Raw genomic sequence first — 11,733 nt, forward strand, 5'->3', positions numbered from 1 at the left:
AGGCGAATGCAATGATCAAATCCCTCCTCATCGCCAATCGCGGCGAAATCGCCTGTCGGGTTATCCGGACTGCACGCCGCTTGGGCATTCGCACGGTGGCGGTCTATTCCGATGCCGATGCCAAGGCGCTGCATGTTCGCTCGGCAGACGAAGCCGTGCACATCGGCCCGTCGCCTGCGCGCGAGAGCTACCTTCTGGCTGAGAAGATCATCGCGGCGGCCAAGGCGACCGGAGCGGAGGCGATCCATCCCGGCTATGGCTTCCTTTCGGAGAATGCCGAGTTCGCGCAGGCGGTGCTGGATGCGGGGCTGGTCTGGGTCGGGCCGAAGCCTGCCTCGATTACGGCGATGGGCCTCAAGGATGCGGCCAAGGCGCGCATGATCGCGGCGGGCGTGCCGGTGACGCCGGGGTATCTCGGCGAGGACCAGACGCCTGAGCGCCTGCAGGCCGAGGCTGATGCCATCGGCTATCCGGTGCTGATCAAGGCCGTCGCCGGTGGCGGCGGCAAGGGCATGCGGCGGGTTGAAAGCTCTGCCGACTTTGCCGAGGCGCTGGCCTCGTGTCGGCGTGAGGCGGCGTCCTCGTTCGGCGATGATCGCGTGCTGATCGAGAAGTACATCCTCTCGCCCCGGCACATCGAAGTGCAGGTCTTCGGCGATGCCCATGGCAATGTCGTCCACCTGTTCGAGCGCGATTGTTCACTGCAGCGGCGGCACCAGAAGGTGATCGAGGAAGCACCTGCCCCCGGCATGGACGAGACCACGCGCGAAGCGGTCTGCGCTGCCGCCGTCCGCGCGGCCAAGGCCGTGGACTACGAGGGCGCGGGCACCATCGAGTTTATCGCCGATGGCAGTGAAGGCCTGCGCGCCGACCGCATCTGGTTCATGGAAATGAACACGCGCCTGCAGGTCGAGCATCCGGTGACCGAAGAAATCACCGGCGTCGATCTGGTCGAATGGCAACTGCGTGTTGCCAGCGGCGAGCCGCTGCCCAAGCGACAGGACGAACTCTCGATAAACGGTTGGGCCATGGAAGCGCGGCTCTATGCCGAAGATGCCACCAAGGGCTTTCTGCCCAGTATCGGCCGCGTGGAGGACTTCCACTTCAATCAGTATCAGGCGCGCATTGACACCGGTGTTGAAGCCGGGGCGGAGATTTCGCCGTTCTACGACCCCATGATCGCCAAGGTGATCGTGCACCGCGAGACGCGTGCCGAGGCCATAGCGGGCCTGCGCGAGACGCTGGACGACGGCGTGGTCGGCCCGCTGATCACCAATAGCGGGTTCCTGTGGCGCTTGCTGGGGCACACTGCGTTCGAAACCGGGGTGGTCGATACCGGACTGATCGAACGCAATCTCGAAAGCCTCACCACCCGTCCGGAACCGACGTCCGAAGCGCTTGGGCTTGCGGCGATGCGGCTGGTCGGCACGCCGGGCGACAGTCCGTGGACCAGCCAATCAGGCTTCCGCATGAATGCCGCCGCACGGCGCGAAGTTCATCTGGCAGACCAGTTCGGACGGGCCTTCATTGTCGAAATGCCTGAGGAGCCGGCGGTCGACTACTGGCCGGGGGAACCCGTCACAAGCATCGACGAAGGTGGCGAGCGCTTCCTTGTGCAACTTGCCAGAACTGAAGGCGGCGCTGGGGGCGCCGCATCGGATGGCGCGATCATCGCCCCCATGCCCGGCAAGGTCATTTCGGTGGACGTCGCGCCCGGTGAGTCCGTCACCAAGGGCCAGAAGCTCATGGTGCTCGAAGCGATGAAGATGGAGCATGCCCTGACCGCGCCGTTCGATGGCGTGGTGGAGGAGCTGAACGCCGTGGCCGGGGCGCAGGTTCAGGTCGAGGCGCCGCTGGCGCAGATCAAGAAGGCGGAAGGCTGATGGCGGGCAAGTACTTCGACGAGTGGCGAATCGGCGACCGAATCGAGCACGAGATTCGCAGGACCGTGACCGAGACGGATAACCTGCTGTTTTCAACCATGACCCACAACCCGCAGCCTCTCCACATCGATGTGGAAGCGGCCAAGGAAAGCGAGTTCGGGCAGATTCTCGTGAACGGTACTTTCACTTTCGCCCTAATGGTTGGCCTGTCGGTCGGTGACACCACGCTCGGAACGCTGGTGGCCAATCTGGGCTACGACAAACTGGTGATGCCGGCGCCGGTGTTCATCGGCGACACGATGCGCGCAACCAGTGAAGTTGTTGATTTGCGAGAAAGTAAATCGCGACCGGAGGCCGGCATCACCACGTTTAGGCATGAACTCTTGAACCAGCGCGGCGAGGTTGTCTGCCGCTGCCTGCGCTCTGCGCTGCTCAAGAAACGGCCGTAATCTGCAGACCCATTTGGTCATTTTGGAGCCAATAATCGTGGTAAATATCAATTTAATTAAGAATATTTCATTTCAGTAAACCGGCTGCCCCCAAATCATGAACAAGGGCAGCGGTTTTCGGGACCGATGAAAACTGCCTGTCCAGGGACAAACTTCGGGGGCATTCACAAATGATGGACGGAAAGAAGTGGCTTCTTGCCACAGGAATTGCTGCGGGCTTGATTCTGCCGACTGCAGCCAGCGCAGGAACACGTGCGAGCCCGCCGATTGTGGTGGCGGCCTCACCCAGCAACGGAAATCCGGCGCCGGGACCGAAGAACGGCTTCCCGCCCAGCCCTGGCCTCGAGATTGCCAAGATCAAGGCCAACGAGAACGCGGCCTTCAAGCGCAAGAGCGCGGGCACCTGAATCAAATCGAAAAGTAACTTTCGGCGCCCCGTCAGTCAGTCTGGCGGGGCGCTTTTGCATCGGGGCAACGTGAAAGCCGCTCACGCAGGGCGTCCAGCACCCAGGCGCGCGCTGGGCCGATTGGACAATCTCGCCGCCACAAGGCGTGAAAGCGATAGGCCATGCCTGGTGCTTCCGGCAGGGCCAGTCGCTTGAGCTTTCCACTGGCGAGATCAGCATTGATCAAGTGGCGAGGCATGTTGCCCCAGCCAATTCCTTCACGGAGCAAGGCATGGCGCGCACCAAGGTCTCCCAACCGCCATGTGCTCGCCGCGAAAACCGAGAAGTCCCTCCCCTGCGTCAGGTTCGACCGATCGGTCAGTACCAGCTGGCGATGCTTGCGCACTTCGCCTGGCGGGATTTTGGCCATGCGGGCCAAGGGGTGATCGGGCGCTGCAACGGGAAGCAGTTCAACCTCTCCGATCGCTTCGCGCTCAAGGTCAGGCAAGGCCACAAGATCCGGCCCCGAGATGCCTAGCTCCGCGCGCCCATCCACCACCAGCGCTGCAATCGCACCCAATGTCTCCACAAAAAGCCGCATTTGCACCGTAGGAAAAAGCGCCTGAAACTCGCGAAGCACTTCCGCAATGAGATGCGTCGGGAACATCACGTCGATGGCCAAGCCGAGTTCGGCTTCGAGGCCCTGGTTGAAGTTGCGAACCCCCGCGATCAACGCATCGACATCGTCGGTTACGGCACGCGCGTGGGCCAGCATCGCTTTCCCCGCGGGCGTCAGCACCGGCTTCTTCGATCCTTCGCGATCGAACAGCGTCACGCCGAGCTGCGACTCCAGCGTGACGATGCCGTAGCTCACCACGGAGATCGCCCGCCCAAGCTTGCGCGCGGCGCCATTGAAGCTGCCCTCGTCGACCACGGCGAGGAACAGGCGCAGCTGGTCAAGGGTTGGCTGGCCGACGTCCAAGAGAAACCCTTTCAAGAAATTCGAACATTCTGATTTATCTTATCGGGATATTCCGAATAACCTGCAAGGCCTATCTACACCCCAACAGGACGGACCCCAAGCCGCCCGTTTGGAGAAATCGCCATGACCCAGACTGCCAACACGACCGCTACAAAGGCTCACATCGAACTGCGCCCCTTCGCCTCGATCGGCGCGGCGAACCACGGCTGGCTCGATGCACACCACCACTTCTCGTTCGGCGGATACCACGATCCGGCACGCGTCCATTGGGGTGCGTTGCGCGTATGGAACGACGACCGCATCGCGCCGAAGAGCGGCTTCCCCACCCATCCGCACAGCGACATGGAGATCATCACATACGTGACCAAGGGCGCGATCACCCATCGTGACAGCCTGGGCAACGAAGGCCGCACCGAAGCGGGTGACGTGCAGGTCATGTCGGCAGGCACGGGCATCGCCCACTCGGAATTCAATCTGGAAGACGAGGAAACCCGCCTATTCCAGATCTGGATCATCCCCGATCGCCGGGGCCACGCGCCAAGCTGGGGTGCCCGGCCGTTCCCCAAGGATAGCCGGGAAGGCAAGTTCGTTCCCCTCGCCTCGGGCATCGCTGGTGACACCGATGTGCTGACGATCAATGCGAACGCCCGCGTTCTGGGCGCGACGGTGAAGGCCGGCGAAACGGTCCGCTACGAACTGACCGAAGGCCGCCACGCCTATCTTGTTCCTGCCAAGGGCAAGATACGCATCGGCGAAATCGAAGCCAATGCCCGTGATGGCGTTGCCATTACCGGGGTGACCGAGATCGTCATTACCGCTCTCGAGGAAGCCGAACTGGTGCTCGTCGACGCGGCCTGACCGTGACCGAACTGTTTTCTCACATTCCCCAATTACGACTGTTGCAAAGGACCGATCCCATGACTTCCCTCGCTCTCGAGACGCGCGGCGGCTCATCCACCACTTCTGACCTGCTGGCGGCGGCCGGCCGCGTCTTTCTCGCGGTGATCTTCGTGCTGAGCGGTGTTTCCAAGCTTGCCGATCCGACTGGCACGATCGCCTACATCACCAGCGCGGGCCTGCCTGCCCCCAGCCTTGCCTATGGCGCTGCCGTGGCGGTGGAACTTGTCGGCGGCCTGCTGTTGATCGCCGGCATCCGCACCCGCATCGTTGCTTCGGCCATAGCTGCATTCAGCCTTGCCGCCGCCTTCGGCTTCCACGCCAACCTGGCTGACCAGAACCAGTTCATCCACTTTTTCAAGAACGTGGCGCTGGCCGGTGGCCTTTTGCAGGTGACCGCTTTCGGCTCGGGCCGCTTCGGCTTCGACCGCCGCTGAAACTTACCCCCGCGGGCCGGAGTGCAGTTGCGCTCCGGCCCTACCCCCTTATCTCTCTCCAACCTCTCCCAAGGAGCATTCAATGACCCGTACCGCTTCCCCCAGCGTCCTGCCGATCATCGTCGATCGTTGGAGCCCCCGCGCGTTCGACGGCTCGGCCGTGCCGCAGTCTGACCTTGACGTGATCTTCGAAGCCGCAGGTCTTGCCGCCAGCGCCTACAATTACCAGCCCTGGCGCTTTGCCTATGCCCACAAGGGCGATGCAAACTTCGACGCGTTCCTCTCGGCACTGGTGCCCTTCAACCAGAGCTGGGCCAAGGATGCGGGCGTGCTCGTTTTCGCCGTGTCCGACGAATTCATGCGCAGCGACAAGGGCAACAACCCCAACCACAGCCACAGCTTCGATACCGGTGCGGCATGGGCCAATGCGGCACTGCAGGCCCTGCACCTTGGTTATCACACCCACGGCATGACCGGCGTCGACTTTGCCAAGGCTGCCGAAGTGCTCAACCTGCCGGAAGGCTATCGCGTGGAAATGGCTTTCGTGATCGGCAAGCAAGGCGACAAGTCGCAGTTGCCCGAAATGCTCCAAGAGCGCGAAGTGGTGAGCGACCGCAAGCCGGTGAGCGAAATCGCTTTCGCCGGGCCGTTCACGGCATAAGCACAAGTGGCGCCGCCCGCGCGATTTCGCTAGGGCGGCGCCATGCTTCGTATCAATGAACTGAAACTGCCCCTCGATCACGCTGCCGAAGATCTTCCGGCGGCGATCTGCGCACGTCTGGACATCGCGCCAGCAGACCTCACGCGATACCAGATCTTCCGTCGTGGCAACGATGCCCGCAAGAAGCACGCGATCCTGCTGACTTACGTGGTCGATTGCGTCGTGGCGAACGAGGCCGAAGTGCTCGCCCGCTTTGCGGACGACCAGAACGTGAAGCTCACGCCTGACACCTCCTACAAGTTCCCGGTCATGGCCCCCGAAGGCTGGGATGGTGAGCGCCCGGTTGTCATCGGGGCGGGCCCGTGCGGATTGCTGGCTGCGCTGATCCTCGCGCAGATGGGCCTGAAGCCGATCATCATCGAGCGCGGCAAGGCGGTGCGCGAACGCACGAAGGACACTTGGGGCTTGTGGCGGCGCTCGGTGCTGGAGCCGGAATCGAACGTGCAGTTCGGCGAAGGTGGCGCTGGTACGTTTTCCGACGGCAAACTCTACAGCCGCATCAAGGACCCGCGCCATCTCGGGCGCAAGGTGCTGGTGGAGTTCGTCAAGGCTGGCGCGCCGGAGGACATCCTTACCGAAGCCCACCCGCACATCGGCACCTTCCGCCTCGTCACCATGGTCATGTCGATGCGCGAGACGATCGAAAGCCTTGGCGGTGAATACCGCTTCCAGACCCGCGTGGAAGACTTCGAGATCGAGACTGCCGCCGATGGCACACGCCGGATTGCGGGCCTGCACCTGTCGGACGGCTCGTTCCTGCCCGCGCGCCACGTCATCATGGCAGTCGGCCATTCCGCGCGCGACACCTTCCAGGTACTGTACGATCGTGGCGTCCACATCGAAGCCAAACCCTTCGCCATTGGCGTGCGCATCGAGCACCCGCAAAGCTGGATCGACACTGCGCGTTATGGACCGAGCGCGGGCAACAAGATCCTCGGCCCTGCCGCCTATTCGATCTCGCACAAGTGCAAGAACGGGCGCACGGTCTACTCCTTCTGCATGTGCCCGGGCGGGCGCGTCGTTGCCGCGACCAGCGAAGAGGGCCGCGTCGTCACCAACGGCATGAGCCAGTATTCGCGCGCCGAGTTCAATGCGAACTCGGGCATTGTCGTCGATATCGATCCGAGCAAGGATTACCCCGGCGGACCGATGGCGGGCATGGCTTTCCAGCGTCACTGGGAAAGCCTCGCCTTCGAAGCGGGTGGGCGCAACTACATGGCGCCGGGCCAGAAGCTGGGCGACTTCCTTGCCGGCCGTCCTTCCACGGAGTTCGGCAGCGTTAGCCCGAGCTACAAGCCCGGCGTGCACCTGACCGAACTCAAAAAGTGCCTGCCCGACTACGTGATCGAATCCATTCGTGAGGCCCTGCCCGCGTTCGGTCGCATGGTCCCGGGCTATGACCACCCTGACGTGGTGATGACCGGTGTGGAAACGCGCACGTCTTCCCCGGTGCGCATAACGCGCGGCAAGGATTGCCAGAGCCTAAACACACGCGGCCTCTACCCTGCCGGCGAAGGCGCAGGCTATGCCGGCGGCATCCTTTCGGCCGCGGTCGACGGGATCAAGGTCGCCGAGGCCCTCGCCACCGAACTCCTCGCGTGAACGCCGCCAACTACGACGCGATCATCCTCGGCGCGGGCGCGGCGGGGCTGATGGCTGCGCTGACCGCAGGCCAACGCGGGCGGCGCGTGCTGCTTGTCGATCATGCCGACGAGCCAGGCAAGAAGATCCTGATCTCGGGCGGCGGGCGGTGCAACTTCACCAACATCCACACTGCCGCCGACCGCTACATTTCCGAAAACCCGCACTTCGCGCGATCGGCCTTGGCTCGCTACACGCCTGCAGGCTTCATCGGGATGGTCAATCGCCACGGCATCGCATGGCATGAGAAGACGCTTGGCCAATTGTTCTGCGACGGCTCAGCACGGCAGATCGTGGACATGCTGATGGCAGAGTGCCGCGATGGCGGGGTGACGTTCGCCTTTGGCCAGAGCGTGAGCACGGTCGATCATGCCGACGGCCTGTACCGCGTGACCATCGATGGCCGTGATCATCACGCCCCTGCCCTGATCCTGGCGACAGGGGGCCTGTCCATCCCGAAGATGGGAGCGACGGGTTTCGCATTCGAAATCGCCCGCAAGTTTGGTCTGGCCGTGGTGCAGACCCGCCCCGCCCTCGTGCCCTTCACCCTGGGTGAGGACGAGGCGCTGTTCCGTTCGCTCTCGGGCGTTTCGACCGACGTCGTCACGCACTGGGGCAAGACAGCGTTTCGCGAAGCGGCGTTGTTCACGCACAAGGGCCTGTCTGGCCCTGCCATGCTGCAGATTTCCTCATACTGGCAGCACCGCACGCCAATTGCCGTCAACTTCCTGCCCGAAGAGGGCGCCGACTGGCTGATCGAGGAAAAGCGCAATCGCCCCCGCGCGGCTTTCCGCTCGGCTCTTGCCCGCCGACTGCCGGAACGGCTTGCAGAAGCGCTTGGCAGCCGGCTTGGCCTGGAGGGCGAGCTTTCTGGCATGAAAGACGCTGACTTGCGCAAGGCCCAGCAGCAACTCGCGCGCTGGCCGTTCAATCCGAACGGCACCGAAGGCTATGCCAAGGCGGAAGTCACCGCCGGCGGCGTTTCCACCCGCGCGCTGAATCAGAAGACCATGGCTGCAGCAAAAGTGCCCGGCCTTCACGCCATTGGCGAGGCCGTGGATGTCACCGGGTGGCTGGGAGGATACAATTTCCAATGGGCATGGGCCAGCGGCCGCGCTGCAGGCGAAGCTGTGTGAACACCAGACTTCAGCCCTCGATCAGGTCGAGATAAGCCACGACATCATTGTCGGTCGCGATGAAGAGTCCTTCCTGAAGTTCAAGTGGCTGCTCTGCCGCGATCCGCAGGGCTTCGCTCAGCGGCCCATAGAACAGCGTGTCGGCCGAACCGCCCTCCGGCCCGTCTCCCAGATGGTAAAGGCGAACGCTTGCGTGATCGTGAGTGGTGCGCATCCGACTGCGATGCCATGGACGCAGCACCTTGTCATCCATCAGCATGCCGAACCAGATGTGGCGTCTGCCGCATTCATGGAAATTTAATCGGCCAATTCGTTGATCGGAAAGCGTTGTCAGGACAATGTGAGTGTGAGGTCAGGGCGTGTGCCGTTACTTGAGCTCGAAGCAGCGGCACAGGCAGGGGAACGCCATTTCTATGTTACGATTGAAGCGAGGCGTGTCATCGCCCGACGCCAGGCATAGTGCCCGCAATCGCTTCGCCATGCTGCGAGCGATGTGCGCATGAACGCGCTGCGCCTGAAACTGTGGGTGTCGTTGGTGTTCATGCTGTTCATCGTCGCAGTGCCCGGTGTCATTGCCAACCATGCGGTGAAAGTCGTCCGTGCGCAGCAGGCAAGGTCCGAAGCCTCGTCGCAATCACTCAGCGCATTCCAGCGGCTCGCGGTTCTAGGATACACCCTGCAGCAGGAGCGCTACACCGATCCAAGCGCGTTCGTCCAGGATCGCGAACTCTACATCGATGGCGTCCGCTCCCACGTCACAAATGCGGAGCGTTACATCAACGCCGAAATCAAGATGATCAGCGAGACACCGCTCAAGCGCAAGCAGCGCGCCTCGGAGATAGAAGAGGAAGTCAAGCAACGGGAAACCCTGAAGAAGATCGGTGCCAGCCTCGAGCGATCGTTGAAGGGCGATAAGCCGGACACGGTCTGGGAAGACCTCGTGTTCGAAGCAATCAAGATCGAGGAGCGCGAGGCGAAGGAGTACCACCGCAGCTCGATCGAGACGTTCCAGGGCGTCATCGACACGATGACGCTGACGGTGACGGTCGTGACCATTTGCGGTCTGCTCGCTGTCTTCTGGGGACAGCGCCAGCTGATCCGCCCGCTCGGAAACCTGCTGCAAGGCACGCGCGCCATGGCCGAAGGCGATTACACACAGCGCGTGCCCATCGTCGGCACGACGGAATTCCGCGCAATCGCCGAAAGCTTCAACATCATGGCCTCTCGCGTGGGCGAAAGTGCCGATACGCTGCGCAGGTCCAACGAAGAGCTCGAGCGGGCCGTCGCGCGGCGCACCAGTGAACTTACCGCAACCAACCGTTCGCTGGAGCGCTCGAACCGCCTGCGACAGCAGTTTCTGGCCGATGCCAGCCATGAACTGCGCACCCCCCTCTCGATCATGCGCAGCGAGGCGGAGATCACGCTGCGCGATGCCTCGGCGCAATCGGTTGACCTGCGTGGCGCGCTGGATCGGGTGGTCCGCCTGTCAGAACTCATGGCCGAAATGATCGAAGACATGCTGAATCTGGCGCGTGCAGAAGAGCCGATGCTGCATACCACCATCGAACCGGTCGACGCGGTGGCGGCAGTGACCGACAGCATCGCCGACTTCCACCGCGTCATCGAAGCAGACGGCGGGAAGATCGTGCTTCACGAGGGACCCTCCAGCATCATCGTTGAAGGCGACGAAGCCCGCCTCAAGCAGGTCATTCGCATCGTCGTTGACAACGCCGTGTGCTATTCCACGCACGCTCCCAATGTCGAAGCATCGATCAGCGTGGAAGAGGATCATGCCGTCATAACCATCACCGACCACGGCGATGGCATACCGACCGAAGACCTGCCCTATCTTTTCCAGCGGTTCCGCAGGGGCAGCAAGCGCAGCGGCAGCGGGCAGGGTCTTGGCCTGTCGATCGCCCGTTCGATCACCGAAGCCATGGGCGGAACAATCAGCCTGACCAGCCGGGTCAATGTCGGCACGGTCGTCACCATACGCCTCCCTCTAATGTCGCCCGCATCGGCGATAGATGGTGCAAGCACATGAAACTGCTTCTCATTGAAGACGAAGTCGAACTCGCCGCAACCCTGCATCGTGGCCTTGCGCAGGAGGGCCACAAGGTCACGCTGGCAACCGACGGTGCAACTGGTCTTGAGTTGGCGACAAACCTTGCGTTCGACTTCATTCTTCTGGACGTAAACCTGCCGGACATGAGCGGATTTGATATCTGCTCGGCACTGCGCGAAGCTGCCGTGACGACACCGATCATCATGGTCACCGCTCGCGACGACGTGGCGGACCGGATTCGCGGTCTCAAGGGGGGTGCGGATGACTACTTGCCAAAGCCCTTCGCATTTGAAGAATTGCTGGCCCGGATGGATGCGGTCAAGCGCCGGATGGAGCGGCCGCAATTCAGCCCGATCCAGCCCGATGGAAGCCTTACCGTGGGCGATCTCCACTTTGATCCCCGGACCATGACCCTCACGCGCGCCGGTTCGCCGGTCCAGTTGACCGTCAAGGAAATGGGCGTGCTGCGGCTGCTGATGGAATCCCCCGGCACGGTAATTTCACGAACCGAAATCCTGCGTGCGGTGTGGGGAATCGAGGACGATCCGCTGACCAACATCGTCGAAGTCTACCTCAGCCGCCTGCGCCGCAAGCTTCACGCGCTGGGCCCGCCGATCGTCGAAAACGTCCGCGGATTCGGCTACCGACTGACGGCCTGAAGGCGCACCGTCTGAAGTGACGATTGCTACACGGGCGCGTCACAGCGAGGCGCGCTGTCCCGCGTCACCGTAGATTGCAGGCCGCCGTCACCCAACGACAGCCCAGAATTCCTGTGCGGAGGATTGCAGCGCCTTTGGCAAGAGCCGCAGCCATATATCTGGTCTGACGGGAAAGGCCTGGTCGCGGAGGAGGGATCACAAGAATATCAGTAATTAACTAATTTTTGAGATAAAATTGGATACCGCCCAAAGCCACACCCCCCACTCTTACCCCCATTTTTTTTACCCAGTTTTTCAGGTTCAGGTCCTGCAAGGCACCAGCAGAGCGTGTGCTGGTTGTCCTTCGGTCCACTTTCCACACTTTGAATTGCCTTATCTGTGAGGATATCCGCAACCGCGCATCGGCCCGCAGTATGAAGGCCTAGAGCAGATTCCGATCACTCTGGCTCATACCCGGCGGCGATAAAATAGTTGGTG

The 11,733-nt window shown here is 62.3% G+C and carries 12 protein-coding genes; 10 read left to right on the plus strand and 2 right to left on the minus strand.

The features are described from left to right. The first annotated feature begins 11 nt into the window (after positions 1–11). The 3 genes from AX703_RS14680 to AX703_RS14690 all read left to right on the plus strand — a co-directional run bounded on the left by AX703_RS14680 (position 12) and on the right by AX703_RS14690 (position 2,739). Positions 12–1,883 (plus strand): biotin carboxylase N-terminal domain-containing protein, encoded by a 1,872-nt coding sequence (locus AX703_RS14680; protein ID WP_062345111.1) that lies wholly within the window; start codon positions 12–14, stop codon positions 1,881–1,883. Then, complete coding sequence (locus tag AX703_RS14685) at positions 1,883–2,332, plus strand: MaoC family dehydratase (RefSeq protein WP_039333806.1); 450 nt, start codon at positions 1,883–1,885, stop codon at positions 2,330–2,332. Before AX703_RS14680 ends, AX703_RS14685 begins: the two co-directional genes overlap by 1 nt. Positions 2,333–2,502: 170 nt before the next feature. Beyond that, on the plus strand, positions 2,503–2,739 hold the full coding sequence (locus AX703_RS14690) for a hypothetical protein (RefSeq protein WP_039333803.1): 237 nt from the start codon (positions 2,503–2,505) through the stop codon (positions 2,737–2,739). A gap of 31 nt (positions 2,740–2,770) precedes the next feature. Here the strand turns inward: AX703_RS14690 and AX703_RS14695 are convergent, their stop codons facing one another. After that, positions 2,771–3,700, minus strand: coding sequence for a LysR family transcriptional regulator (locus AX703_RS14695; RefSeq protein ID WP_062345091.1), 930 nt, complete (start codon positions 3,698–3,700; stop codon positions 2,771–2,773). Between the two features lie 123 nt (positions 3,701–3,823). Between AX703_RS14695 and AX703_RS14700 the strand changes: the two genes are divergently transcribed. The 5 genes from AX703_RS14700 (at position 3,824) to AX703_RS14720 (ending at position 8,532) form a co-directional block, all read left to right on the plus strand. Beyond that, positions 3,824–4,558 carry a pirin family protein gene (locus AX703_RS14700; RefSeq protein WP_062345092.1) on the plus strand — a complete coding sequence of 245 codons (735 nt, stop codon included), beginning with the start codon at positions 3,824–3,826 and terminating at the stop codon, positions 4,556–4,558. 59 nt (positions 4,559–4,617) lie between these two features. Next, positions 4,618–5,034 carry a DoxX family protein gene (locus AX703_RS14705; protein ID WP_062345094.1) on the plus strand — a complete coding sequence of 139 codons (417 nt, stop codon included), beginning with the start codon at positions 4,618–4,620 and terminating at the stop codon, positions 5,032–5,034. An 82-nt stretch (positions 5,035–5,116) separates the two neighbouring features. Then, a complete protein-coding gene (locus AX703_RS14710; RefSeq protein ID WP_039333798.1) occupies positions 5,117–5,695 on the plus strand; it encodes a nitroreductase family protein in 579 nt (192 codons plus the stop codon). Between the two features lie 42 nt (positions 5,696–5,737). After that, a complete protein-coding gene (locus AX703_RS14715) occupies positions 5,738–7,357 on the plus strand; it encodes an NAD(P)/FAD-dependent oxidoreductase (RefSeq protein WP_062345096.1) in 1,620 nt (539 codons plus the stop codon). Continuing rightward, on the plus strand, positions 7,354–8,532 hold the full coding sequence (locus AX703_RS14720; protein WP_082734613.1) for an NAD(P)/FAD-dependent oxidoreductase: 1,179 nt from the start codon (positions 7,354–7,356) through the stop codon (positions 8,530–8,532). The genes AX703_RS14715 and AX703_RS14720 overlap by 4 nt, the downstream gene beginning before the upstream one ends. A 10-nt stretch (positions 8,533–8,542) precedes the next feature. Here AX703_RS14720 and AX703_RS14725 read toward each other — a convergent pair whose 3' ends face one another. Further along, positions 8,543–8,746: a hypothetical protein gene (locus AX703_RS14725; RefSeq protein WP_062345115.1), complete on the minus strand. Its 204-nt coding sequence runs from the start codon at positions 8,744–8,746 to the stop codon at positions 8,543–8,545. Between the two features lie 285 nt (positions 8,747–9,031). Between AX703_RS14725 and AX703_RS14730 the strand changes: the two genes are divergently transcribed. Both AX703_RS14730 and AX703_RS14735 read left to right on the plus strand, forming a co-directional pair. After that, positions 9,032–10,576: a HAMP domain-containing sensor histidine kinase gene (locus AX703_RS14730; RefSeq protein WP_062345098.1), complete on the plus strand. Its 1,545-nt coding sequence runs from the start codon at positions 9,032–9,034 to the stop codon at positions 10,574–10,576. Continuing rightward, positions 10,573–11,256 carry a response regulator transcription factor gene (locus AX703_RS14735; RefSeq protein ID WP_039333793.1) on the plus strand — a complete coding sequence of 228 codons (684 nt, stop codon included), beginning with the start codon at positions 10,573–10,575 and terminating at the stop codon, positions 11,254–11,256. Before AX703_RS14730 ends, AX703_RS14735 begins: the two co-directional genes overlap by 4 nt. The last annotated feature ends 477 nt before the right edge of the window (positions 11,257–11,733 follow it).

Origin of the sequence: Novosphingobium sp. CCH12-A3 (assembly GCF_001556015.1) — a bacterium.
GTDB lineage: Bacteria > Pseudomonadota > Alphaproteobacteria > Sphingomonadales > Sphingomonadaceae > Novosphingobium > Novosphingobium subterraneum.